The following is a 23864-nucleotide window of genomic DNA, read 5'->3' as shown; positions in this document are numbered from 1 at the left end:
TTTCAAGTTGTAGTTTTATTTTAAGTTGTTGGGATTAAATTAAATCATGAACGAATTTTCTATTATTTGCCGCATACTGGGTACGCTGTTTAATCGAGCACCACAAGATCCATTGTTACAACCTTTGATGACTATGGTTGCTGAAGGAAAGTTAAAACAAGCATGGCCTTTAGAGCAAAATGAGTTGTTGGATCGCTTACAACAAAATTGCGAATTGTCCGTAATAGAGTCTGATTATCAGGCTTTATTTGTAGGAGAGTCAGCTAAGGTCGCTATTTGTCGCTCTGACTATACTGACGGAACAGAAAATGAAGTGCGTCAATTCCTGATAGCGCGGGGAATGCCATTATCGGATACTGCGGCAGATCAGTTTGGTTCTTTATTGCTGGCAGCATCATGGTTAGAAGAGCAGGCGGCAGAAGATGAAGTTCAGGCCCAAATAACATTGTTTGATGAATATTTATTGCCATGGTGTGGGCAATTTCTTGGAAAAGTTGAAGCACATGCCATCAGTGGTTTTTATCGAACTCTGGCTATTATTAGCCGTGAGGCATTACAGGCATTACGTGAAGAATTAGAGTCTGAGTGATGTTGTCACTTTGTTAATTCCATTTCAGACGATGATTGAGTGAATTATTGCTAAAATAAGGGGCAAATTATTTATCATAATTTACCCCTTATTATTTCAACGACAATTAAAATTATTTATCAGTTAGTCCGATAACCAGTTTACCCGGTTTAATTTCCAATTCCTTGGAGAATTTTGTAGCAGCAGCTTCAACCTTACTTTTTTCTGGATTCAAAACATAAACCGGATGAGTATCAAAAAATTCACTTAACGAAGTGTTCAGATAGGGCATCAATGCCTTGATGGGTTTCGCCGTTTTTTCAGGTGTTGTCTGATAGTCCACAATTTCCAGTCCCTTAACAAAAATAGCGCCTTTTTCTGCATCAAATACGGGCTTAGCTCTGAGAGTCAATTTCATATCAGTTTGTATAGACCCAAATATTGTTGCAATTTCAACTTTTGCCTGACTGGTCAGTTCAATTTTTTCCGGATCCTGACGGCCTATCTGGCTGGTTAAATTTCCCAGGCTAATATTGGCACTTGTTATTCCAGGAATGCTGATATCTTTCTGATAATGTATTTTTTTTAATAGATAATCATTAAGCAGACCTTCATTGATACTGATATCCTTGAATTGATCACAGCCACTGAGTAAACCAACCAGCACTAATGCTGCCCCTAAAAAAAATTTTTTCATATTGTCTCCTTTATTTTCAACGGGCAGATTTTACACCATTACTTATACCATTAACGTTTACTAATGGTGACTGGCTCAATTTTTTTCTGATTAAATTGGCGGTGAAGTGCATAAATGGTGAATAAGCCGATTAATCCCAAAAAGATCCAGGGTAATTGAGGCATGTTCAAAGCATGGCCTGTATCATAAAGCCAGCCACCACCGGTGTAACCAAATACGCCACCCAGAGCCAGTCCTAAACGGCTGAACCCCATGTAGCTGCCGCGTGCTCTGGGATCAGCCAGCCCAGCGCTGAGTATTTCACGGGCAGGCTCTGCTGTTACTGTGCCTAAATAAAACAAGGCAATCAGGGCAAACAGAAGATGTAATTGGTCGATCCAACCGATTGGAAACATACAGAAACTCATTAAAAATAAACCCATCATCAGGCGTTGTTCCAACCGGAAATATTTTTCGCTCCAACGTGCGATAGGGTAAAGCAATGTCAGGGAAATAGCGGCTTCAATGGCATACATCCATTTAACGGCTGTATGGCTACCGGAAATTTCATGGATAACAATCGGGAACATCAACATGACTTGTACTGACAAAATAAAGTATCCCGTTAGGGTCAGTACATAATAAAAGAATCGTCGATCTTTAATGACCCTTATCATGCCTTCTTTGATAGGAGATCGAATTGTCGAAATACGATATGCCGGTAATAACCAGGCATTAGCTATTGCGGCCAAAACAAAAATTCCGGCTCCGATCCAGCACACGATATTGAAGTTGTATTGTAATAACCAGCTTCCTATCAGTGCACCAATCACAGCTCCTGCACTGTCTTGCATCAACAGTAGTGAATAGAAGCGCCCACGCTCATGAGGGCGGGTTAATTTTATCACCAGCGCAGCTCTTGGTGGATCGAACAGTGTTCCGCCCAGAGCAGACAAAGCACAGGAAAGTATTAATATCCACGGTTCAGAGGCCATTGCCATCAGGGCAAAACCTGATGCACGCAATAACATACCAGTGACAATCATCGGTTTGGCGCCAAACTTATCAGCAATAGCTCCACCAAAGATCCCTAATCCCTGTTGAATGAGTTGGCGAAGCCCCAATGCGAAACCAACAATGACAGCCGCCCAACCCAATTGTTCGACAAAACGAATAGAAATTAATGGAAAAACAACAAAAAATCCTAAAACGACCAGTAAATTATCAAATAACAGAAAATATTTTCCTAAACTACGGGCTTGTGAAACCGATGACATTTCGCACCATTGAGATATAAGGAAGTAAATAATGAAATTTCTATCATTCTGGACGTAATCTTATCTTTAGGATAGAGGGTTTATAGATGATATTTTTTTATCGTGAGACAATGATATTACTTTTTATTAGCGATAAATTATTCAGAGTTTTTGCAAAATAAATATCAGGAGAAGGCATGTTTGGTTATCGGTTTACATCGCCTAAAGTTCGTTTTATTACAGATAGGATGGTTGTTCGTCTGGTATATGAACGTGATGCTTATCGTTTGGCTGAATATTATTCAGAAAATAAAGATTTTCTTAAACCGTGGGAGCCAACAAGGGATAGCAGTTTTTACCAGCCTTCGGGCTGGATAAACAGACTGAGTTATTTTGCAGAATTACAACGGCAAAATACGATATTCAATTTTGTATTGTTAGGCCTTGATGAACGCGAAATTATCGGAGTGGCAAATTTCACCAATGTTGTACGTGGCGCATTCCATTCTTGTTATCTTGGCTACTCTTTGGCGGAAAAACGACAAGGGCAGGGGTTAATGTATGAAGCGTTACAACCTGCTATCCGTTATATGCAGCGTGATCAGAAAATGCACCGAATTATGGCCAACTATATGCCGCACAATCATAGAAGTGGAAACTTGCTCAAAAAACTGAATTTTGAGCGGGAAGGATATGCCAGGAAATACCTAATGATAGATGGAGTCTGGCAAGATCATGTTCTGACCGCATTGACTGATGATAACTGGTAAAAAAGGTGAAGGATTATTTTCTGAGTTTGCAGGTATAAAAATAATTAATAAAAAAGAGATAGCCAATGTAGACAGAGTTTTTGTCTGTTAAACTTTGCCTATCAGTGCTATCTCATCAGATCATATTCTTTGCCATAGATCGTTGTGCTTTGTCATGTTGAGCATGTCTGGTGGAATTGCTTTACGCTTTCATACGCATGTCATAAAAATAGACTTTTTAAATAATATTATGAATTTATTAAAATCACTGGCAGCAGTCAGTTCAATGACGATGTTTTCACGCGTGCTGGGCTTCATTCGTGATGCCATTATTGCTCGTATATTTGGTGCAGGAGTGGCAACAGACGCCTTTTTTGTTGCCTTCAAATTACCTAACCTGTTACGCCGCATTTTTGCTGAGGGTGCTTTTTCGCAGGCTTTTGTTCCTATTCTTGCTGAATACAAAGATCAGCAGGGAGATGAAGCAACACGGACGTTTATTGCCTATGTTTCAGGTATGTTGACGTTGATTCTGGCGATTGTCACAGTGATTGGTGTGATCGCGGCACCCTGGGTTATTTATGTTACTGCGCCGGGTTTTACCGATACACCAGACAAATTTGTTTTAACTCGTGATTTACTCAGAATCACATTTCCGTATATCTTTTTAATTTCTTTAGCATCTTTGGCAGGGGCGATCCTCAATACTTGGAATCGTTTTTCTGTTCCCGCCTTTGCACCAACCCTGCTGAATATCAGCATGATTATCTTTTCACTGTTTGTTGCACCTTATTGTAATCCACCAGTAATGGCTCTGGGATGGGCTGTTGTTGCTGGTGGCATTTTGCAATTGGCATACCAACTTCCTCATCTGAAAAAAATAGGCATGTTAGTATTGCCGCGTGTTTCTTTCCGCGACAGTGGTGTATGGCGGGTTATCCGTCAGATGGGGCCTGCCATTCTGGGGGTATCAGTCAGCCAGATTTCTCTGATCATCAATACAATTTTTGCCTCGTTTCTGGTTTCAGGCTCTGTTTCATGGATGTATTACGCTGATCGTTTAATGGAATTACCTTCTGGAGTGTTAGGTGTGGCATTGGGAACGATTTTGTTGCCTTCTCTGGCGAAAAGTTTTTCCAGTGGAAACCATGAAGAGTATCGTAAATTAATGGACTGGGGATTACGTCTCTGTTTTCTTTTAGCACTCCCTTGCGCGGTAGCGTTGGGCATTCTGGCAGAACCCTTGACAGTTTCACTTTTTCAGTATGGTAATTTTTCCGCGTTTGATGCAGAAATGACGCAACGAGCACTGATTGCCTATTCCTTCGGGTTAATGGGGTTGATTGTGGTTAAAATTTTGGCCCCTGGTTTTTATTCCCGTCAGGATATTAAAACGCCGGTCAAGATTGCGATTGCTACCTTGATTCTGACTCAGCTAATGAACCTTGCCTTTATCGGCCCACTGAAACATGCGGGGTTGGCACTTTCCATTGGTTTAGCGGCTTGTTTTAATGCAGCTATGCTCTACTGGCAATTGCGTAAACGTGAAATATTCAAACCATTAGCAGGATGGGGCGTATTCTTGCTTAAGTTGTTAGTGGCGATTGTAGTGATGGTGGGGGTATTACTGACAATGTTGTGGATTATGCCTGCCTGGGAGCAGGGTAATATGGCATTGCGCTTGTTGCGATTGATGGGCATTGTCATTGCTGGGGCTGGTAGCTATTTTGCGGCATTAGCTTTGATGGGGTTCCGATTAAAGGATTTTGCTCATCGGGGATTATAGTGATTATCTGACATTGCCAGAAAAAAACGGGCGGAAAAATCATTTTACGCCCGTTTTTATAAGATGCTGTTACATCCGTTCTACAGTCTGGATACCTAAAGTATCAAGACCTTGTTTTAAGGTCTTCGCCGTCAACAGCGCCAATTTCAGGCGGCTTTGGCGCAATTCTTCACTTTCAGCGTTCAGGATTGGGCAATGTTCATAGAAACCGGAAAACAGGCCTGCCAGGTCATACAGATAAGCACACATCACATGCGGTGTCCCTTCACGGGCTACAGTAATGATGGTTTCTTCAAACTGCAACAAACGGGTAGCCAATGCTTGTTCACGCTCTTCGTTCAGAACGATTGGTAATGTCAGGCTGTTTTCATCAATTTCAGCGCGTTTGAAGATAGAAGAGACGCGGGTATAAGCATACTGCATATAAGGCGCGGTGTTGCCATCAAAGGCCAGCATATTATCCCAGTCAAATACATAGTCTGTGGTACGACTTTTGGAAAGATCGGCATATTTCACTGCACCGATGCCTACTGCTTCGACGACTTTTTTCAGTTCATCTTCCGGCATATCCGGATTTTTCTCACGGATAAGCATATCCGCGCGTTCAATAGCTTCATCCAGTAAATCAGATAATTTCACTGTACCACCTGCACGGGTTTTGAATGGTTTTCCATCTTTACCCAGCATCATGCCGAACATATGATGTTCCAGTGACATGGATTCAGGGATGTAGCCAGCTTTACGTACAATTGACCAGGCTTGCATCAGATGTTGATGCTGGCGTGAATCAATATAGTAGAGAACCCGATCAGCATTCAGCACTTCATGGCGGTATTTGGCACAGGCAATATCTGTAGTGGTGTAAAGATAACCACCATCTTTCTTCTGGATGATAATGCCCATTGGTTCACCTTCTTTATTCTTGAATTCATCAAGGTAAACCACAGTCGCCCCATCACTTTCAACAGCAATGCCACGTTGTTTCAGGTCAGCAACGATCCCCGGCAGCATATCGTTATACAGGCTTTCACCCATAACATTTTTTTCTGTCAGAGTGACATTCAGGCGATTATAGGTTGCCTGATTTTGTGACATGGTTATCTCAACCAATTTGCGCCACATGTTACGACAATATTCGTCCCCGCCTTGCAGTTTCACTACATAGTTACGGGCACGAATGGCAAATTCTTCATCTTCGTCGTAGTTTTTCTTGGCGGCGCGATAGAACTCTTCCAGATCTGCTAATGCCATATCTTTGGCATTTTCATTCTGCACTTTCTCCAGGTAAGCGATCAGCATCCCGAATTGGGTTCCCCAGTCACCAAGATGGTTAGCGCGAATGACTTTATGGCCGAGGAATTCAAGAGTACGTGCAGCAGCATCACCAATGATGGTAGAGCGGATATGACCAATATGCATCTGTTTAGCAACATTAGGAGCAGAATAGTCGATAATGATAGTTTGCGGCTCTACAGGAGAAATGCCCAGTTTTTCAGCTTTCAGTGCGTTTTCTGTATTTGTGGCAACCCACTCTTTATCAAGAAAAATGTTGATAAAGCCGGGGCCAGCGATTTCGACTTTGCTGGCAATTCCTTGCAGATCCAGCAAATTGACGACTTTTTCTGCCAGTTGTCGGGGAGGCATACCTGCTTTTTTAGCTGCCGCCATGACACCATTTGCCTGATAGTCACCAAATTGTGCCTTTGCAGATTGGCGAACGTGAGCTTCACTATCGGTTGGAGCACCAGCTGCAATCAGCGCACTACTGATCTTTTCTGAAAGAATAGCCTGTATATTCACAGTGTTACCTTAAGTTACGCGCTAAAAATCACACATCTTTATAATGCAGCATTTTCAAGCGTGTGGGTTATGAGAAAATAACGGGGTTTATACCATATTCAATACTCTGCATGCTACTGCCAGCCCGCGTTGGCAGGGTTACTTTTTGTTTTTCGGCTCTCTTTCGGTGGATTCTTCGTCGAGGTAGTCGGGGAAAATCGTGTTGTAGACCTTCGTCAAGATAAATAACTTAAAATGAAACTGTCCTTAAATGAGAATGTAATCTCGATCAAGTATTATTCGCTTTCTATCAAGAAGCATTGACAGAAATGCGGAGTGCTTGGCAAAAGTGACTTTTTTATTGTGTTATTTCAGTAAAAAACTCTGATCTTGTGATTTCTGACATGCCATTTTAAAAATATAGTTGTCATAGTTAATAAGTTCGGTAATGAAATATTTCGAATCTATTTATGACGTGTTGGCAGATTGATATTCAAGGGGCTTTTAATGTTAAAGCTAGAAATTTGCTGTTATAGCATAAGTTGTGCTCTGGTTGCACAAGAAGCAGGGGCCGATCGAATTGAACTGAGTGCAGGCCCGTTAGAAGGTGGTTTAACACCCAGTACAGGCGCATTGCAACAGTCGTTACAGTGCCTATCTATTCCTGTTCATCCAATTGTCCGGCCCAGAGGTGGAGATTTCTGTTACGATAAACTGGATTTTGAGGCCATGAAAAATGATGTTTCCCTTATTCGTGATATGGGGTTTCCCGGCGTTTCCTTCGGTGTTTTGGACGAAGAAGGGAAGGTTGATATGTTGCGTATGAGGCAATTAATGGCATTGGCAGGGAATATGGCGGTCACTTTTCACCGTGCTTTTGATATGTGCTGTGACCCTCTTAACGCATTGGAAAAACTTACCGATCTTGGAGTAAAGCGTATCTTGACGTCTGGCCAGCAAAATAGTGCTGAACTAGGTTTACATTTGTTAAAAGAGCTGTCACAAGCGAGTCGTGGGCCAAGCATTATGCCTGGAGCGGGTGTCCGGGCCAGTAATATCAGTAAGTTTTTAGAGATTGGGGTGGCGGAGGTTCATAGCTCAGCAGGTAAGATTGTATCTTCTAAGATGAATTACCGTAAGGCGGGGGTGAGTATGAGTTCTGAAAATAGCGAAATGGGGGAATATTCTCATTACAGTGTCGATCCTGAGTTAGTGGAATCCATGAAGGGTGTGATGAGCTTGATCGATCGCTAGTCTAGCTATGATTGGCCTTACGAAAGTAGTATCTAAACAATTAGTCGTATCTGAACAACTAGTAGCATCTGAGTATTGAGGGTGTGAACTGCCATAACGGGCAATTCACACATCAATATACTATTTATATTTTTTGCAGGATTAAGGCTTGCGGGCAATGAGAACAGCACGCAGTGGTGCTGGGTATCCTTCTATTGTTTTACTTTGATCTGATGGATCAAGGAAATCAACCAAAGATTCTGTTTTCATCCACTCTGTCCGGCGTTGTTCATCGGTTGTTGTAATTGCATGATCAACAATTCTGACATCAATAAAACCACATTTTTCCAACCATGTTTTTAACATCTTAGCTGAAGGAATAAAGTAAACATTTCGCATTTGCGCGTAACGCTCACCTGGAATGAGGCAGTGGTTTTCATCACCTTCGATCACCAAACTTTCCAGCACCAGTTCACCGCCAGAAATCAGTTGATTTTTTAGCTGCCACAGATGATCAAAGGGAGAGCGGCGATGGTAAAGTACTCCCATAGAGAATACGGTATCGAAAGCTTGCAGTTCAGGTAATTGCTCAATACCCAGTGGAAGAAGATGCACACGTTGGTCATTGCCCAGCAGTTTTCTGACGGCTTCAAATTGGCAAAGGAAAAGTTGGGTAGGATCGATACCTACCACTAATTCGGCCCCTTCACCTACCATGCGCCACATGTGGTAACCACTACCACAACCGACATCAAGTACAGTTTTGCCTTCTAAAGAAGAAATATGAGGCAGAACACGATCCCATTTCCAGTCAGAACGCCATTCGGTATTAATTTCAATACCATAAAATGAAAAAGGCCCTTTACGCCATGGCATCAGAAGTTTCAGTATATTGTGGATACGCGTTTTTTCCCCTGCTGATAGATCGGGTTCATGTGTAGCAATAACCCCATTTTTCAGGTCCATATGAGTGGGTTTGATATTAGGCAAATTTTCCAGAATTTTTATCCACGAACTAAACTGACCATGCAATGATGTTTTCTGCCAGTCACTTAATTGGATGGGCAGGCAATTTAGCCAATGGCTCAGATGGTTTTTAGCAATTAGCTGATAAAAGTTACCGAAATTGATCATTATTCAGCTCCTTTTATGGCTAATAGTGAGCCAAAATTGAAACACTGGAACCACACTTCTGCATGCTGAAAACCAGATTTTTTCAGACGTGATTTGTGAGTTTCAATAGAATCTGTCCGCATGACATTTTCCAGCATGCTACGTTTTTGACTGATTTCTAGTTCGCTATAACCATTGGCTCGTTTGAAGTCGTGGTGCATGTTGAATAGTAATTTACCAATGTTCTGATCTTCAAAATTGAATTTTTCAGACAGTACCAAAACGCCACCGGGTTTCATCCCGGCATAGATTTTGTCTAATATTTTCTGGCGATCTTCAGGATGAAGGAACTGCAATGTGAAATTTAATACCACCATTGAGGCATTTTGAATGTCGGTATCAAGAATGTCCTGCTCGATCACTTCAACAGGCGTTTTTGCTTTGAAGGCGTCAATATGACGGCGGCAACGCTCAATCATGGCGGATGAATTATCAATAGCGATAATGCGGCAGTCATCAGAATTGATATTGCGGCGAATGGATAAGGTTGCTGCACCGAGAGAACAACCGAGATCGTAGATCTGGCTGCTCGGAGTCACAAAGCGGCTTGCCAGCATACCGATCATGGAAATGATATTTGAGTAGCCAGGAATGGAGCGTTTCACCATGTCTGGAAAGACTTCGGCGACACGTTCGTCAAAACTCCAGTCTCCTAATTTAGCGATTGGAGTAGAGAACAGACTGTCCCGTTGATTGTGAGGATCTTGATTTGACATAACAACATTGATTTTGAAAACAATTAAGAATTGGCTATTCTAACAGAATGCAAGAAAAGGCAGAAAGAGCTAATCCAATAGAACCTTTTAGGCAGCCAAAAAGATGCCAATTCAAATCAATAATTGGCTTCTTTATCAGTTAAATATAGGTTACGAATAGGGAGAAAATATCTGTTCCCAGGGCAAATAGTATATATTAGCCACAATCATTATTATCATTGACATAAATGTTGCAGCCATGCCCATTCGCCGCCAGCGGAACTCACGATGATGCAGGCCATAGTAGTGTAATAACCTGCCTGCAAGTAACAATATGCCACAAATATGCAGCATCCATACGGCTGCGCCATTCATCTCCATTATCAATAATAAGAGTAGAGAAATAGGGATATATTCAACAGCGTTACCATGAATGCGAATGGCTGTCTGTAATTCGTAAAAACCGCCATCACCAGATGTAACCCGATACTGTGTTCTTAACTTAATTACATCAAAAGACAGTTTAATTACCAGTAGTGCGCCCAATACGATATAAAGTGAGCTAATCATTTATAACTCCATTGCCTAACCAAAAACGGCTAACTGATGATAAACCTCAAAAGTAAAACTGTCGCTATAAATCATAATACTTAATGATAAATTCTATCTGATTTATCCGATAGAAAAAATTGTCTTGGCAGGAACCGTGTTATAGCCTTATCTCTGGATGGAATTTCCAGTATAATGCTCTCCTTTTTTGACAATTCTTCCTAAAAGAACAATGCCAAAATTTCCGCAGCAGAATGCATAACGAGCTGAGTAAAAGGATATTGTATGCGTACTAATTATTGTGGGCAGTTGAGCCGGGCCCATGAAGGCCAAAAAGTGACTCTTTGTGGTTGGGTAAACCGTCGTCGTGATTTGGGTGGCCTGATTTTTATTGATATGCGAGATCGCGAAGGTATCGTTCAGGTATTCTTTGATCCGGATAAAAAAGACGCATTTGCTCAGGCTTCTGAACTGCGTAATGAGTTTTGTATTCAAATTACGGGGACTATACGTGCCCGTCCTGACAGCCAGATCAATAAAGATATGGCAACAGGAGAAATTGAAGTTTTCGCTGAAAGCCTTGAAATCTTCAACCGTTCAGAACCATTGCCACTGGACAGTAACCAGAATAACAGTGAAGAACAGCGCTTGAAATATCGCTATCTTGATCTGCGTCGTACTGAAATGTCACAGCGCTTAAAAACCCGAGCAAAAATCACCAGTTTTGTTCGTCGTTTTATGGATGATGCGGGTTTTCTGGATGTGGAAACACCAATGCTGACTAAAGCAACACCGGAAGGTGCGCGGGATTATCTAGTACCAAGCCGTGTTCATAAAGGCAAATTTTATGCACTGCCTCAGTCTCCACAGTTGTTTAAACAATTACTGATGATGTCCGGTTTTGACCGTTATTATCAGATTGTAAAATGTTTCCGTGACGAAGACCTGCGTGCAGATCGTCAGCCTGAATTTACTCAGATTGATGTCGAAACCTCATTTATGACTTCTGAGCAGGTTCGTGAAATCATGGAAAGAATGATCCGTGAGCTATGGCTGGAAGTCCGTGGTGTCGATTTAGGAACGTTCCCAATCATGACGTTTGCTGAAGCTATGCGTCGCTTTGGTTCTGATAAACCGGATCTGCGTAACCCGCTGGAATTAGTTGATGTTGCTGATCTGGTCAAAGCAGTGGAATTTTCCGTTTTCGCAGAACCTGCAAACGATCCAAAAGGGCGTGTAGCAACAATTTGTGTACCGGGTGGTGCTGAACTGAGCCGTAAGCAAATTGACGAATACGGTAAGTTTGTTGGTATCTATGGTGCGAAAGGATTGGCATGGATGAAAGTCAATAATCGAGCCGCAGGTCTGGAAGGTGTTCAAAGCCCGATTGCTAAGTTCTTGTCCGCAGAAGTGGTGGAGGGCCTGTTGTCCCGCACTAATGCACAGGATGGCGATATCCTGTTCTTCGGTGCAGATCAAAAAAATATTGTCACTGATGCGATGGGGGCACTGCGTCTGAAATTAGGCCGTGATCTGAATCTGACTGATCTGACAAGCTGGAAACCACTTTGGGTCATTGACTTCCCGATGTTTGAAGACGACGGGGAGGGTGGGCTGGTTGCAATGCACCATCCATTTACTTCTCCACGTGATATGTCTGCCGAAGATCTGGAAAGTAAGCCGGAATCTGCCATCGCCAATGCTTATGATATGGTTATCAATGGTTACGAAGTGGGTGGAGGATCTGTCCGTATCCATCGTAATGATATGCAGCAGGCGGTATTCCGTATTCTGGGTATCAATGAAGAAGAACAGCAGGAAAAATTTGGCTTCCTTCTGAATGCACTGAAATATGGTACTCCTCCTCATGCTGGGCTGGCCTTCGGTCTGGATCGCCTCGTTATGTTGTTGACGGATACTGATAATATCCGTGATGTTATCGCATTTCCGAAAACGACAGCGGCGGCATGTCTGATGACTGAAGCACCGAGCTACGCCAATCCGGCGGCACTGGAAGAATTAGCTATTTCAGTTACTAAAAAAGAGAGCGAATAATGAACTATAAGCGCCCTGAATCTGTACTGGTTGTTATTTATGCTGCCAACAGCAAAAGGGTGCTAATGTTACAGAGGCGGGACGATCCTGATTTTTGGCAATCTGTTACCGGTAGTCTGGAAGAAGACGAAAAGCCTTATCAGGCAGCGTTGCGTGAAGTACAGGAAGAGATCGGTATTAATATTGCCAGTAGTGCGGATCTTGAACTGATAGATTGTCAGCACTGTCTTTATTATGAAATTTTTTCACATTTACGCTATCGATATGCTCCCGGTGTGACGCGAAACAAAGAACATTGGTTTTTGCTGGCGTTACCTGAGGAGCGTGAAATTTTGCTGACGGAGCACCTGACTTATCGATGGCTGGTAGCGGAAGAGGCTGCTAAGTTGACTAAATCATGGAGCAATCGGCAGGCAATTGAAGAATTTGTTATTTAGTCTATCAAGCCTGATGGATTTCAATTTGCAGTGAACAAAACGAGCAGATTGGGGTGTGCAGGGTAATAAACGTTTTATCGGAGATATTTTCATGGCAGGTCATAGTAAGTGGGCCAATACGAAACATCGTAAAGCTGCGCAGGATGCAAAACGCGGTAAAATCTTCACCAAAATTATCCGCGAGTTGGTAACCGCTGCACGTTTGGGCGGAGGTGATCCTGATTCTAACCCACGTCTTCGTGCTGCAATCGACAAGGCACTGTCCAACAATATGACTCGTGATACTTTAAACCGCGCTATTGCCCGTGGTGTTGGTAACGACGAGTCAGATAATATGGAAACTATCATTTATGAAGGTTACGGCCCGGGTGGTACTGCTGTAATGGTCGAGTGCCTGAGCGATAACCGTAACCGTACAGTTTCTGATGTTCGTCACGCATTTACCAAAACGGGTGGTAACTTGGGGACTGACGGCTCTGTTGCCTATCTGTTCACCAAAAAGGGCGTGATTTCTTACGCACCGGGTCTGGATGAAGATGCTGTAATGGAAGCGGCTTTGGAAGCAGGTGCTGATGATGTTGAAACTTATGATGATGGCGCGATCGACGTTTACACTACACCAGAGACTTTTGGTGACGTTAAAGATGCGCTGGATGCAGCCGGTTTCAAAGCGGATTCTGCTGAACTTTCTATGATCCCATCTACTAAAGCGGAACTGGATGCGGAAACTGCGCCTAAATTGCTTCGTCTGATTGATATGCTTGAAGATTCTGACGACGTTCAAGAGGTTTACCATAATGGTGAAATCTCTGATGAAGTTGCAGCTCTGCTGTAATCAACATCAGGATTCACAGCGTAGAGGAAGTGCACCTTGGGTCAGAGCACTTTCTCTAACGTTTTATTCCATGCTTTTTTATTCCATCTTTTTTATCCCATACTACAGGTGAATAAATAGATATGGCGGTTATTCTTGGTATTGACCCTGGTTCCAGAGTGACAGGGTATGGTGTTATCCGCCAGCAGGGACGACAACTTATTTATCTTGGTAGTGGTTGCATTCGAACAAAAGTTGATGATCTTCCCAGCCGTTTGCAACGGATCTATGCAGGTATTACCGAAATCATTACCCAATTCCAACCTGATGCTTTTGCAATAGAGCAAGTTTTTATGGCAAAAAATGCAGACTCCGCTTTGAAACTGGGGCAGGCTCGTGGTGTAGCTATTTTGGCTGCGGTTAATGAATTCATTCCTGTATTTGAGTATGCGGCGCGCCAAGTTAAACAGACGGTTGTTGGGACTGGAGCAGCAGATAAGATTCAGGTTCAGCATATGGTACGTTCGATGCTGAAACTATCGGCCAATCCACAGGCTGATGCGGCAGATGCCTTAGCGATTGCAATTACACATTGTCATCTGAGCCAAAATTTACTCCGTGTAGGCGATCCACGGTTAAATTTGACACGAGGGCGTCTGAAATAACTTTGGCTGGATATACGTCCAGCTTTTTTTATGCTATAAGCTGTATCGAATCATTTATTTTTATTTTCAGGGGGTAAATAGTGATAGGGCGTTTGAGAGGAACTGTATTGGAAAAACAGCCTCCATTGGTTTTATTGGAAACGAATGGTGTAGGTTATGAAGTTCATATGCCAATGACCTGTTTCTATGAACTACCTGAAATCGGCCAGGAAGCTATTTTATTTACCCAATTTATTGTGCGTGAAGATGCGCAATTATTATATGGTTTTAATGATAAGCAAGAGCGTGCACTTTTCCGCGAACTGATTAAAGTCAATGGTGTCGGGCCGAAACTGGCACTGGCGATCCTTTCTGGTATGTCTGCTCAGCAATTCGTGACAGCTATTGAGCAAGAAGCCATTACTTCTCTGGTTAAACTGCCGGGAGTCGGTAAAAAAACAGCGGAAAGGTTAGTGGTAGAAATGAAAGATCGTTTTAAAGGGCTTAAGGGCGATCTGTTTAATCAAAATAGTGACATTAATTTGCCAGCGGCAACTCAAACGGCTAATTCTGATGCTGATATTGAAGCAGAAGCAGCGGCAGCTCTGGTTTCATTAGGATATAAACCGCAGGAAGCCAGCCGGATGGTCAGCAAAGTTGCTAAACCGGGTGCAGATTGTGAAACTCTTATCCGAGAAGCACTTCGTGCGGTTCTGTAATTGCAGGAGTTAAGTAATGATTGAAGCTGACCGTCTGGTCTCAGCAGAAGTTCTGCAAGATGATGAAGCCATTGATCGCGCTATCAGGCCTAAATTGCTGTCTGAATATGTTGGTCAACATCATGTTTGTGAGCAGATGGAGATCTTTATTCAGGCTGCGCGGCAACGGGGTGATGCGCTGGATCATCTGCTGATTTTCGGCCCGCCCGGATTGGGTAAAACCACATTGGCAAATATTGTTGCAAACGAAATGGGGGTTAACCTTCGCACAACTTCAGGGCCGGTATTAGAAAAAGCAGGCGATCTCGCGGCCATGCTGACAAATCTTGAACCTCATGACGTTCTGTTTATAGATGAAATCCATCGGTTGTCTCCGGTTGTAGAAGAAATTCTCTATCCGGCAATGGAAGATTATCAGCTGGATATCATGATTGGAGAAGGTCCGGCAGCCCGTTCAATCAAAATTGATCTCCCTCCGTTTACCTTAGTCGGGGCTACAACACGCGCAGGCTCTTTGACTTCTCCCTTGCGCGATCGGTTTGGTATTGTACAACGCCTTGAATTTTATAATGTGGATGACTTGCAAAGCATTGTTTCCCGCAGTGCCCGTTATATGGGGTTGAGTATTTCAGATGACGGAGCAAGGCAAATTGCGATGTGCTCCCGTGGAACTCCTCGTATTACAAACCGCTTACTGCGTCGGGTACGTGATTTTGCCCAGGTAAAAGGCGATGGTTCAGTTAACGGTGATATTGCTGCGAAAGCCCTTGATATGCTGAATGTGGATTCAGCAGGGTTTGATTACCTAGACCGTAAATTACTGGTTGCCATTATTGATAAATTTATGGGTGGCCCGGTTGGGTTGGATAACCTCGCGGCAGCAATTGGAGAAGAGCGGGAAACCATAGAGGATGTTCTGGAACCTTTCCTTATCCAGCAAGGGTTCATTCAGCGCACACCACGAGGCCGTATTGCAACCAATCACGCCTATCGGCACTTTGGCTTAAGTAAAGAAAGCGAGTAAAAATTACTTGAAAAATAGCTAACGTGTACGAAAAAATCATGCTATTGTGACGAAAGTGACAGCAATGTCACACAGCTTTTTGACTTCTTAAGCCTCGCGATTGCGGGGTTTTTTATTTGCACACACAATCAAAGAGAAAAACATGAAAAAAACACTGGGCGCTATCATTTTCAGCACACTTTCTTTTAATGCTTTAGCACAGCAGGGAGGTTTCGTTTCCCCGGATAGCGCGGGTTATTCTCAGGGTGGATTTAAAGGCCCAACTTTCGGCCTGACCAGCGTTGCGAAAGCAAAATCCCTTCATGATGACGCATGGGTTGTTCTGGAAGGTAACATTGTTAAACAGGTTGGCCACGAACTCTATGAGTTCAAGGATAACAGTGGTTCTGTTTACGTTGACATTGATGACAAAATCTGGCTGGGTCAGACGATCACTCCGAGCGATAAAGTTCATATCGAAGGCGAAGTGGACAAGGATTGGAACAGTATTGAGATTGATGCCAAAGTTATCCACGTTGTGAAATAATACTGGTACTTTGAATATAAGCCCCGTATTCGCGGGGCTTCTTACTTGCCCGGCAAAAAGGGTAAACCACATCAATATTTGCCATTTGGATATTCTCCCAAATAGGAGCATGATACATTAATCAGTAAAATGTTGGTTTTTTACTTTTCTATATTTCAATAATTATTTACGGATGATTATTGCAATGTGAAGAATGCCAAAGCTGATTGGCAGCTTAGATACCTACGTTTTAATGTGAATATTTTGTTGTGTCGCTACTTTTTATCTTGAAATTTGGTCTTAAAGAAAAAGGGTCATCATCATTAAGATCATAACCCTTGTGTTTATATAATCAGAAAGTCGAGATTTTTCTATTAACCTGAGCGACTAACTTCTTACTTTACAGGTTAAACTCAATGCGAATAACATGGCAGCACAAAGTACAACAGAAGGCCCCGCGGGTGTGTTATAAAACGCAGATAACGTTAATCCGCTGGTTACCGAGAACATTCCTATACCAATAGCACAAACTGCCATTTGTTCGGGAGTACGAGAGAAACGACGGGCTGCTGCTGCTGGGATAATTAACAGAGAGGTGATAATCAGTGCACCGACGAATTTCATTGCCAGCCCAATAGTCAGAGCTGTCACTAACATCAATAATACTCGTAACCGTTGAATTTTAATACCATCCACGAAAGCCAGATCCTGACTGACCGTCATCGACAGTAAAGCACGCCATTGCCATACCAATAACCCTGCAACAGTTGCAACACCTGCTGAAATCATCCAGAGGTCTTCATAAGTTACAGAAAGTAAATCACCGAATAAATAAGCCATTAGATCGACCCGAATACTGGTCATAAAGCTGACAACCACTAAACCTAATGACAAGGCACTATGGGCCATGATCCCTAGCAGGGTATCAACAGCTAGTTGTGGGCGTTTTTCCAGCCAGACTAAAATAACGGCCAATATCAGCGTAACAGCAAGAACAGCATAAAATGGATTAATATTTAATAAAAATCCGAATGCTACACCGAGCAATGATGCGTGTGCCAGTGTATCGCCAAAGTAGGACATTCTGCGCCAAACAACAAAAGATCCAAGAGGCCCTGCGGCAATTGCCAATAAAATTCCGGCCAGCCAACCCGGAAATAGTAGTTCGATCATTAACGTGGTTCTCCACCTTTTTTCAAAATAATTTTTCCTCTTAGATCATGCTGATGATTGTGATGATGACGATAAACTGCCAGTTGTTCAGCACCATGACGACCGAACATCGCAATAAATTCTGGATGCATGGATACCACTTCAGGAGTACCTGAACAGCAAATGTGTTGATTAAGGCACAAAACCTCGTCTGTTTTCGCCATCACTAAGTGCAGGTCATGAGATACCATAAGGACAGCACAATTAAGTTCTGTTCTGATTTGATTGATTAAATCATAAAGTGCTAACTGACCATTCACATCTACACCTTGTGTCGGTTCGTCAAGAACCAGAAGTTGAGGATGATTGAGTAACGCTCTGGCGAGTAAGACTCGTTGGGTTTCTCCCCCTGATAGCTTCTGCATGGGGTATTGCAATAAATGTGTGGCTTTGACTCGTTCCAAAACTGGGATGATATCTGCTGACTTAACGCCCGATTTTAGCATCATGAAACGTTTAACAGTCAAAGGTAAAGTGGGATCAAGATTAAGTTTTTGTGGGACGTATCCTATCTTCAACGTAGGGTTGTGTTCAATAGTGCCGGAAGTAGGGAGAATTAAACCCAGAACGACGCGTACTAACGTTGATTTTCCTGCTCCATTGGGGCCGATTAACGTTAGGATCTTACCTTGTGTAAGGTTGAAAGAGATATTGTTTAATACCTTGAGGCTACCAAAATTAACCGTAATGTTTTTTAGGGTGATCATAGTTGACATGTTACATAACAGACATGTTAAAAGTGTCTTGCAGAATCATTGGAATGTTATAATATAACATTTTTAGATTCGATGCATGGAATATTCATATTATGTTACACAAATCACAAAAATACGCGCATACATTTTTTCGCCAGATAACATTGGTTACTGTATTAACAATGGGTATTAATTACTCTGTTCAGGCAGATGTCGTCACATCTATCCGACCATTAGGTTTTATTGCTGCCGCGATTGCTGACGGTGTAACAGATACTCAGGTGCTTTTACCTGATGGAGCTTCCCCACATGATTATGCTTTAAGGCCTTTAGATATCCGCAAACTTAATCAGGCGGATTTGGTTGTCTGGATTGGCCCGGATATGGAGACATTTTTAGCAAAGCCAATAGAAAAAATTGCACAAAATAAACAATTGGAATTGGCTGATTTACCTACTATTAAACCCCTATTACTGAAAAATAGCGAAGATGAACATGATTCAAATGAATCGAATCAGCATAAACATGAAACAGATCACGAACATCATCACCACGGCCAATATAATATGCATATTTGGCTGTCACCAAAAATTGCCGAGAAAGCCGCTCAGGCGATATATTCCCGGCTTGTTGAGCAGTACCCTCAACAGAAACACCAACTAGAAGTAAACCTACGTAAATTCAATGGACAGCTTGTACAAACTAACAAGAATATTACCCATATTCTGAAACCCGTGCTAGGACAGGGATATTTCGTTTTTCATGACGCTTATGGTTACTTTGAAAAACACTACCAGTTGTCACCATTGGGTGTTTTTACTGTGAATCCTGAAATACAACCTGGTGCGCAAAGACTACATTACATACGAACACAATTGGTTGAGCAAAAAGCGAAATGTATTTTTGCTGAACCTCAATTCAGGCCAGCCGTCATTCATGCCGTAGCAAAAGGTACTAATGTGCGTATTGGAACACTTGACCCATTGGGAAGTGGCATCGTATTGAATAAAGACAGTTACATGAAATTTATAACTCAACTGTCGGAGCAATACCTCAGCTGCCTGAATTAGTATAATAAGGAATTTTATTAGTGCAGCAGATAGTTAAAACTATCGTTCTGGTATACAACAACCTGCCAAAGCCACACAAGATCATGCTTGGTTCTTTGACTTTGGTCACTTTGGCTGTAGCTGTGTGGCGGCCGGTTGTTTATCACGAACAAGAAGAAAGAATGGAAAGAACGGGGAACATTATCCTCACAACTCCCGATAGTATCCCTGATGCGACAGATGACACGATAGGTGATAGTAATGAACAGTTCTCGGATGAGGGGATTAGGGATGAGGAGAGTGGCACTGATACAACGACAAATATTCCCCACCAGTACGTTGTTTCCAATGGTGATACTCTAAGCTCTATTTTAAACCAATTTGGTATAGATTCGTCCGATATTGCTTTGTTAGCAAATCAAAATAAGGCTCTGCGCGATTTAAATATTGGTCAGTCATTATCATGGACTATTGACGATAGTGGCAGTCTGAAAACGTTAACCTGGGGAGTATCGCGTCGTGAAACGCGTATTTATACCCGTGAAGGTGATGTTTTCAAAGAGACAAAGGAATATCAGAAGGGAGAATGGATAAATAGTGTCATTACAGGTGCTGTGGATGGCAGTTTCACTGGAAGCGCTTTGTCGGCTGGTTTAACCAGTAGTGAAGCAAGGGAAGTAACTAAAGCATTACAATGGCAGATAGATTTCCGTCGGTTACGTAAAGGTGATCGGTTCTCCGTATTGATGTCCCGTGAAATGCTTGAGGGGAAAAGTGAACAGAGCCAACTATTGGGTGTTCGTTTGCAAAGCAGCGGTAATGATTATTACGCGTTCCGTGCAGAAGATGGTCGCTTCTACGATAGCAATGCATCAGGTTTGGAACGTGGTTTCTTGCGTTTTCCAACAACAAAACAGTTCAGGGTATCTTCTTCTTTTAATCCTCGCCGCTTAAATCCTGTCACAGGACGGGTTACAGCCCATAGAGGGGTTGATTTTGCTATGCCTGTAGGAACGCCAGTTCTGGCTGTTGGTGACGGAGAAGTTATCGTTGCCAAATTTGATGGTGCCGCAGGTTACTTCATTGCCATTAGACATGGTCGTCAATATACAACTCGATACATGCATATGAGAAAACTGCTGGTGAAACCTGGTCAGAAAGTGAAGCGTGGCGAACGTATTGGCTTATCAGGTAATACTGGTCGTTCAACAGGCCCTCACTTACACTTTGAGTTTTGGGATAATCAGCAACCCGTTAATCCACTCACGGCAAAACTGCCTCGTTCCGGTGGATTAGGCGGTAAAGAACGTTCGGAATATATTGCGATGGTTAAAGAGGTTAAACCGCAACTGTCGTTGAATTAAAAAGTTCAGATTACTAACACATAAAGCGGATGATTGGTATCATCCGCTTTATGTTATTTTGTTGAAAACGAACATATTGAGAACAAATATATTAGGGAAAAATGTATTGAAAGCGGGTATTGAAAGTCTATGTTCGAACCATCAGAGTTAGCTCATGAATAAAGAGAAAGATACAGATAGTAAATTGGGTTACGTCCCAACGTTTCATTTATCTTATTTGCATCCTCGTTATTGGGGGCTTTGGGCTGGTATAGGGATATTAGCGGGGTTGGCTTATATCCCGGTTAAATGGCGTGATCCATTTCTGGCTAGAGTTGGTATCTGGGCAGGCAGGAAAGTAAAAAGTGCCCGACGAAGAGCGAAAATTAACCTCCTGTATTGTTTTCCTGAACTGTCGGAACAGCAGCATGAAATATTAATCGATAAGATGTTTTCCACCGTACCACAATCTTTTGTCATGCTGGCGGAACTTTATTTGAGAGGTACCGCGTCTACGCTTAAGCGAACTCAGTGGCATGGTGAGGAGATCATTCACGCTTTAAAAGAACAGGGCAAGAATGTGATTTTTATGGTTCCACATGGTTGGGCGGTGGATATTCCTGCTATGTTATTGGCCGCTCGTGGGCAGACAGTATCAGCAATGTTTCATCATCAGAGCAATCCGGTAGCAGATTATCTGTGGAACAAGGCTCGCTACCATTTTGGCGGACGTCTTCATTCCCGTGATGCAGGAATAAAGCCCTTTATTGCATCAGTACGTCAGGGATTTTGGGGCTATTATCTGCCTGATCAGGATCATGGCGAAGAGCACAGCGAGTTCGTTGATTTTTTTGCGACTTACAAAGCAACGTTGCCTGCTGTCGGCCGTTTGATGAAAGTTTGTAAAGCTGCAATTGTTCCTCTGTTCCCGGTTTATAACTGTGAAACTCACCAGTTGGATATTTATATTCGCCCACCTATGGATGATATTGCAGGGCAGGATGATGCTTATATTGCCCGTCGTATGAATCAGGAATTGGAAGAGTTGGTAAAGCCTAACCCTGAACAATATACCTGGATATTGAAACTACTCAAGACACGGAAAGAAGGGGATATTGAGCCTTATAAAAGGGATAATCTTTGATCTGGTCATTGAAAGGGGCAGTATATTGCCCCTGAATTTCTACATCTATTTCATGGAAATGCACTTTTTAGTTTATTCCCGCATAGCGTAGTAGTGCCGTTATGAGAGCGGCTGCCAGAATCACTACAATCAGTGGTACCTTTCTCCAGGCAAGAAATACTGCAACAGCAACACCTATTACTCGTGCCATACCAGCAAAATGTTCACCTTCGTAAAAAGTGGCGGCAAGTGCTACAGAGAACAACAACGTGGTTGCTGCATCGGAAAGAAAGGCCTGAGAACGTTCAGATAACGCAAGCCTGTTCCCTAGTTTTGCTCCACCGAAGCGCATTAAATAAGTACCTAGCGACAAAATCGCAATACCAATAATAATCAGGGTATAGTCTGCCATTATTTTTTCCTCGTCAGTAAGCCCAGTAGTGACAGTAATACTGGTAACCCCACGGGTACAAAAGGTATGGCAGAAAGCGAAATTGCCGCGCCACTAGAGGCGCGAATAAGCGAGGTTTTATTTTTGAATGAAGGGATCACCATTGCCAGCAAAATTGTTGGGAAAACAGCGTCCAGACCAATAGTCTCTGGCGCTGGAATAAATTTGCCAACCGTACTGCCAATTAGAGTGCCGAGTGGCCAGAATATGGCGACACCGATACCACATAGCCAATATGCAGCCTTACGTTGTTCGGGAGTTGCTTGCGACATTCCGAATACCACACTTTCATCGTTCATAATATGGCAGCCTAAAAACTTTGCCATGCGATTTCCGACTAATTCGCGCACAGCCACCCCAAAGGGTAAATGGCGGGCATTCACCAATAAACCCGCTACTGCCGCTGCAAGTGGATTACCACCGCTGGCAACAATACCAATAAACATAAATTCGGATGCTCCCGCCAGCACTAATATAGATAAAGCAATAGGAACCCATAACGGAAAACTATAAGCGGTAGCCAGTGAACCGTAAGAAACACCAACCACACCTACAGCCAAACAAACTAAAAATATCGTTTTTTTAATGTCTCCTTTCAGACAGGAGAAGAAATGGTGAGTGAACATCTATTTTTACCCATATCGAACGAAATTTCATTATAATGAACAAAATGAAAATGCAAATCAAGACGAACATTTTGTTCGTTTTAATGAACATTGGAGCCATAATATGACACAGCCAATCAGCAAAATTGCGAAGAGCTTAGCTCGTGAGCGTGCACGTATTGGCCTTTCTCTGGCAGAGGTTGCTCGACGTGCGGATATTGCAAAATCTACGTTGTCACAATTGGAAGCAGGTAACGGGAACCCCAGTCTTGAAACACTCTGGGCATTGTGTGTAGCGTTGAATATTCCTTTTGCCCGTTTGCTGGAGCCACAAAGTAACAAAACGCAGGTGATTAGACGTGGTGAGGGCACTAAAATAACAGCAGAGCAGGCGAACTACCAGGTAGTTTTACTGGCAACTTGCCCACCGGGGGCGCGTCGTGACATTTATCTGTTGATGACTCAACCGGGAGCAGATCGCATTTCTAAACCACATCCACCGGGTTCGGTGGAGCACATTATCATCACTAAAGGCCGGGCATTTGTCGGGCCAACAGCAGCACCAGAAGAATTAAATGAAGGTGATTATATCTGCTATTCTGCAGATCAGGAACATGTGTTCGAAGCGCTGGAACCAGATACACAGGCGATTCTGGTAGCTGAACAAAATTAATACATTCTGCGCGCTTCTGAACGTAGCGCGCAGAATAATTTTCTTAACGAT

Annotated in this window: 25 protein-coding genes; 15 read left to right on the top strand and 10 right to left on the bottom strand. The window is 42.7% G+C overall.

Features of this window, described 5'->3' with window-relative positions:
* The first annotated feature begins 46 nt into the window (after positions 1-46).
* On the top strand, positions 47-589 hold the full coding sequence (locus HGO23_RS10770; RefSeq protein ID WP_099135948.1) for a TorD/DmsD family molecular chaperone: 543 nt from the start codon (positions 47-49) through the stop codon (positions 587-589).
* Positions 590-701: 112 nt separating this feature from the next.
* Here the strand turns inward: HGO23_RS10770 and HGO23_RS10765 are convergent, their stop codons facing one another.
* Positions 702-1265 carry a lipoprotein gene (locus tag HGO23_RS10765; RefSeq protein ID WP_209026612.1) on the bottom strand — a complete coding sequence of 188 codons (564 nt, stop codon included), beginning with the start codon at positions 1263-1265 and terminating at the stop codon, positions 702-704.
* Positions 1266-1315: 50 nt separating this feature from the next.
* A complete protein-coding gene (mdtH, locus tag HGO23_RS10760) occupies positions 1316-2521 on the bottom strand; it encodes a multidrug efflux MFS transporter MdtH (protein WP_099135946.1) in 1206 nt (401 codons plus the stop codon).
* A gap of 176 nt (positions 2522-2697) precedes the next feature.
* Here mdtH and rimJ point away from each other — a divergent pair, with 176 nt between their 5' ends.
* Both rimJ and murJ read left to right on the top strand, forming a co-directional pair.
* Positions 2698-3270 carry a ribosomal protein S5-alanine N-acetyltransferase gene (gene rimJ / locus HGO23_RS10755; protein WP_209026611.1) on the top strand — a complete coding sequence of 191 codons (573 nt, stop codon included), beginning with the start codon at positions 2698-2700 and terminating at the stop codon, positions 3268-3270.
* A 229-nt stretch (positions 3271-3499) separates the two neighbouring features.
* Positions 3500-5035 carry a murein biosynthesis integral membrane protein MurJ gene (gene murJ, locus HGO23_RS10750; protein WP_209026610.1) on the top strand — a complete coding sequence of 512 codons (1536 nt, stop codon included), beginning with the start codon at positions 3500-3502 and terminating at the stop codon, positions 5033-5035.
* A gap of 69 nt (positions 5036-5104) precedes the next feature.
* Here the strand turns inward: murJ and argS are convergent, their stop codons facing one another.
* Positions 5105-6835 (bottom strand): arginine--tRNA ligase, encoded by a 1731-nt coding sequence (gene argS, locus HGO23_RS10745; RefSeq protein ID WP_209026609.1) that lies wholly within the window; start codon positions 6833-6835, stop codon positions 5105-5107.
* A 486-nt stretch (positions 6836-7321) separates the two neighbouring features.
* Here argS and cutC point away from each other — a divergent pair, with 486 nt between their 5' ends.
* On the top strand, positions 7322-8068 hold the full coding sequence (gene cutC, locus HGO23_RS10740; protein ID WP_099135943.1) for a copper homeostasis protein CutC: 747 nt from the start codon (positions 7322-7324) through the stop codon (positions 8066-8068).
* Positions 8069-8209: 141 nt separating this feature from the next.
* Here the strand turns inward: cutC and cmoB are convergent, their stop codons facing one another.
* The 3 genes from cmoB to HGO23_RS10725 form a co-directional block, all read right to left on the bottom strand.
* On the bottom strand, positions 8210-9181 hold the full coding sequence (cmoB, locus tag HGO23_RS10735) for a tRNA 5-methoxyuridine(34)/uridine 5-oxyacetic acid(34) synthase CmoB (RefSeq protein WP_099135942.1): 972 nt from the start codon (positions 9179-9181) through the stop codon (positions 8210-8212).
* The gene (gene cmoA / locus HGO23_RS10730) at positions 9181-9936 is read right to left on the bottom strand and encodes a carboxy-S-adenosyl-L-methionine synthase CmoA (RefSeq protein WP_209026608.1); all 756 of its coding nucleotides are present in this window, start codon (positions 9934-9936) and stop codon (positions 9181-9183) included. Before cmoA ends, cmoB begins: the two co-directional genes overlap by 1 nt.
* 150 nt (positions 9937-10086) lie before the next feature.
* Complete coding sequence (locus HGO23_RS10725; RefSeq protein ID WP_099135940.1) at positions 10087-10485, bottom strand: MAPEG family protein; 399 nt, start codon at positions 10483-10485, stop codon at positions 10087-10089.
* Positions 10486-10749: 264 nt separating this feature from the next.
* Between HGO23_RS10725 and aspS the strand changes: the two genes are divergently transcribed.
* The 7 genes from aspS (at position 10750) to HGO23_RS10690 (ending at position 16683) form a co-directional block, all read left to right on the top strand.
* A complete protein-coding gene (gene aspS, locus HGO23_RS10720) occupies positions 10750-12519 on the top strand; it encodes an aspartate--tRNA ligase (protein ID WP_209026607.1) in 1770 nt (589 codons plus the stop codon).
* On the top strand, positions 12519-12956 hold the full coding sequence (nudB, locus tag HGO23_RS10715; protein WP_099135938.1) for a dihydroneopterin triphosphate diphosphatase: 438 nt from the start codon (positions 12519-12521) through the stop codon (positions 12954-12956). The genes aspS and nudB overlap by 1 nt, the downstream gene beginning before the upstream one ends.
* 91 nt (positions 12957-13047) lie before the next feature.
* Complete coding sequence (locus HGO23_RS10710) at positions 13048-13791, top strand: YebC/PmpR family DNA-binding transcriptional regulator (RefSeq protein WP_209026606.1); 744 nt, start codon at positions 13048-13050, stop codon at positions 13789-13791.
* Between the two features lie 122 nt (positions 13792-13913).
* Positions 13914-14435, top strand: a complete 522-nt coding sequence (gene ruvC / locus HGO23_RS10705; RefSeq protein ID WP_209026605.1) for a crossover junction endodeoxyribonuclease RuvC — start codon at positions 13914-13916, stop codon at positions 14433-14435.
* Between the two features lie 80 nt (positions 14436-14515).
* A complete protein-coding gene (gene ruvA, locus HGO23_RS10700) occupies positions 14516-15133 on the top strand; it encodes a Holliday junction branch migration protein RuvA (RefSeq protein WP_099135936.1) in 618 nt (205 codons plus the stop codon).
* 16 nt (positions 15134-15149) lie between these two features.
* Entirely contained in the window at positions 15150-16157 is a 1008-nt protein-coding gene (ruvB, locus tag HGO23_RS10695) for a Holliday junction branch migration DNA helicase RuvB (RefSeq protein WP_209026604.1), read from the top strand.
* A gap of 142 nt (positions 16158-16299) precedes the next feature.
* Complete coding sequence (locus HGO23_RS10690) at positions 16300-16683, top strand: YgiW/YdeI family stress tolerance OB fold protein (protein WP_209026603.1); 384 nt, start codon at positions 16300-16302, stop codon at positions 16681-16683.
* A gap of 366 nt (positions 16684-17049) precedes the next feature.
* Here the strand turns inward: HGO23_RS10690 and znuB are convergent, their stop codons facing one another.
* Complete coding sequence (gene znuB / locus HGO23_RS10685) at positions 17050-17835, bottom strand: zinc ABC transporter permease subunit ZnuB (protein WP_209026602.1); 786 nt, start codon at positions 17833-17835, stop codon at positions 17050-17052.
* Entirely contained in the window at positions 17835-18590 is a 756-nt protein-coding gene (znuC, locus tag HGO23_RS10680) for a zinc ABC transporter ATP-binding protein ZnuC (RefSeq protein WP_099135932.1), read from the bottom strand. The genes znuB and znuC overlap by 1 nt, the downstream gene beginning before the upstream one ends.
* 92 nt (positions 18591-18682) lie before the next feature.
* Between znuC and znuA the strand changes: the two genes are divergently transcribed.
* The 3 genes from znuA to lpxM all read left to right on the top strand — a co-directional run bounded on the left by znuA (position 18683) and on the right by lpxM (position 22105).
* The gene (znuA, locus tag HGO23_RS10675) at positions 18683-19639 is read left to right on the top strand and encodes a zinc ABC transporter substrate-binding protein ZnuA (protein WP_099135931.1); all 957 of its coding nucleotides are present in this window, start codon (positions 18683-18685) and stop codon (positions 19637-19639) included.
* Between the two features lie 20 nt (positions 19640-19659).
* Positions 19660-20982: a murein DD-endopeptidase MepM gene (gene mepM / locus HGO23_RS10670; RefSeq protein WP_099135930.1), complete on the top strand. Its 1323-nt coding sequence runs from the start codon at positions 19660-19662 to the stop codon at positions 20980-20982.
* A 154-nt stretch (positions 20983-21136) separates the two neighbouring features.
* Positions 21137-22105 carry a lauroyl-Kdo(2)-lipid IV(A) myristoyltransferase gene (gene lpxM, locus HGO23_RS10665; protein WP_209026601.1) on the top strand — a complete coding sequence of 323 codons (969 nt, stop codon included), beginning with the start codon at positions 21137-21139 and terminating at the stop codon, positions 22103-22105.
* 67 nt (positions 22106-22172) lie between these two features.
* Here the strand turns inward: lpxM and HGO23_RS10660 are convergent, their stop codons facing one another.
* The gene (locus HGO23_RS10660; protein ID WP_099135928.1) at positions 22173-22496 is read right to left on the bottom strand and encodes an AzlD domain-containing protein; all 324 of its coding nucleotides are present in this window, start codon (positions 22494-22496) and stop codon (positions 22173-22175) included.
* Complete coding sequence (locus HGO23_RS10655) at positions 22496-23161, bottom strand: AzlC family ABC transporter permease (protein WP_209026600.1); 666 nt, start codon at positions 23159-23161, stop codon at positions 22496-22498. Before HGO23_RS10655 ends, HGO23_RS10660 begins: the two co-directional genes overlap by 1 nt.
* A 103-nt stretch (positions 23162-23264) precedes the next feature.
* Here HGO23_RS10655 and HGO23_RS10650 point away from each other — a divergent pair, with 103 nt between their 5' ends.
* A complete protein-coding gene (locus HGO23_RS10650) occupies positions 23265-23813 on the top strand; it encodes a helix-turn-helix domain-containing protein (protein ID WP_099135926.1) in 549 nt (182 codons plus the stop codon).
* Positions 23814-23864: the final 51 nt, after the last annotated feature.

This window comes from Xenorhabdus budapestensis, assembly GCF_017743015.1.
Lineage (GTDB): Bacteria > Pseudomonadota > Gammaproteobacteria > Enterobacterales > Enterobacteriaceae > Xenorhabdus > Xenorhabdus budapestensis.
Note: the sequence above shows the minus strand (reverse complement) of the source record. Positions and strands in the feature narration are given on the sequence as shown.

Bases quoted from the DNA above. Each gene is read 5' to 3' on its own strand.
- HGO23_RS10770 (WP_099135948.1), top strand. From the start codon at position 47: ATGAACGAATTTTCTATTATTTGCCGCATACTGGGTACGCTGTTTAAT.
- HGO23_RS10765 (WP_209026612.1), bottom strand. From the start codon at position 1,265: ATGAAAAAATTTTTTTTAGGGGCAGCATTAGTGCTGGTTGGTTTACTC.
- mdtH (WP_099135946.1), bottom strand. From the start codon at position 2,521: ATGTCATCGGTTTCACAAGCCCGTAGTTTAGGAAAATATTTTCTGTTA.
- rimJ (WP_209026611.1), top strand. From the start codon at position 2,698: ATGTTTGGTTATCGGTTTACATCGCCTAAAGTTCGTTTTATTACAGAT.
- murJ (WP_209026610.1), top strand. From the start codon at position 3,500: ATGAATTTATTAAAATCACTGGCAGCAGTCAGTTCAATGACGATGTTT.
- cutC (WP_099135943.1), top strand. From the start codon at position 7,322: ATGTTAAAGCTAGAAATTTGCTGTTATAGCATAAGTTGTGCTCTGGTT.
- cmoB (WP_099135942.1), bottom strand. From the start codon at position 9,181: ATGATCAATTTCGGTAACTTTTATCAGCTAATTGCTAAAAACCATCTG.
- cmoA (WP_209026608.1), bottom strand. From the start codon at position 9,936: ATGTCAAATCAAGATCCTCACAATCAACGGGACAGTCTGTTCTCTACT.
- HGO23_RS10725 (WP_099135940.1), bottom strand. From the start codon at position 10,485: ATGATTAGCTCACTTTATATCGTATTGGGCGCACTACTGGTAATTAAA.
- aspS (WP_209026607.1), top strand. From the start codon at position 10,750: ATGCGTACTAATTATTGTGGGCAGTTGAGCCGGGCCCATGAAGGCCAA.
- nudB (WP_099135938.1), top strand. From the start codon at position 12,519: ATGAACTATAAGCGCCCTGAATCTGTACTGGTTGTTATTTATGCTGCC.
- HGO23_RS10710 (WP_209026606.1), top strand. From the start codon at position 13,048: ATGGCAGGTCATAGTAAGTGGGCCAATACGAAACATCGTAAAGCTGCG.
- ruvC (WP_209026605.1), top strand. From the start codon at position 13,914: ATGGCGGTTATTCTTGGTATTGACCCTGGTTCCAGAGTGACAGGGTAT.
- ruvB (WP_209026604.1), top strand. From the start codon at position 15,150: ATGATTGAAGCTGACCGTCTGGTCTCAGCAGAAGTTCTGCAAGATGAT.
- HGO23_RS10690 (WP_209026603.1), top strand. From the start codon at position 16,300: ATGAAAAAAACACTGGGCGCTATCATTTTCAGCACACTTTCTTTTAAT.
- znuB (WP_209026602.1), bottom strand. From the start codon at position 17,835: ATGATCGAACTACTATTTCCGGGTTGGCTGGCCGGAATTTTATTGGCA.
- znuC (WP_099135932.1), bottom strand. From the start codon at position 18,590: ATGTCAACTATGATCACCCTAAAAAACATTACGGTTAATTTTGGTAGC.
- znuA (WP_099135931.1), top strand. From the start codon at position 18,683: ATGTTACACAAATCACAAAAATACGCGCATACATTTTTTCGCCAGATA.
- lpxM (WP_209026601.1), top strand. From the start codon at position 21,137: ATGAATAAAGAGAAAGATACAGATAGTAAATTGGGTTACGTCCCAACG.
- HGO23_RS10660 (WP_099135928.1), bottom strand. From the start codon at position 22,496: ATGGCAGACTATACCCTGATTATTATTGGTATTGCGATTTTGTCGCTA.
- HGO23_RS10655 (WP_209026600.1), bottom strand. From the start codon at position 23,161: ATGTTCACTCACCATTTCTTCTCCTGTCTGAAAGGAGACATTAAAAAA.
- HGO23_RS10650 (WP_099135926.1), top strand. From the start codon at position 23,265: ATGACACAGCCAATCAGCAAAATTGCGAAGAGCTTAGCTCGTGAGCGT.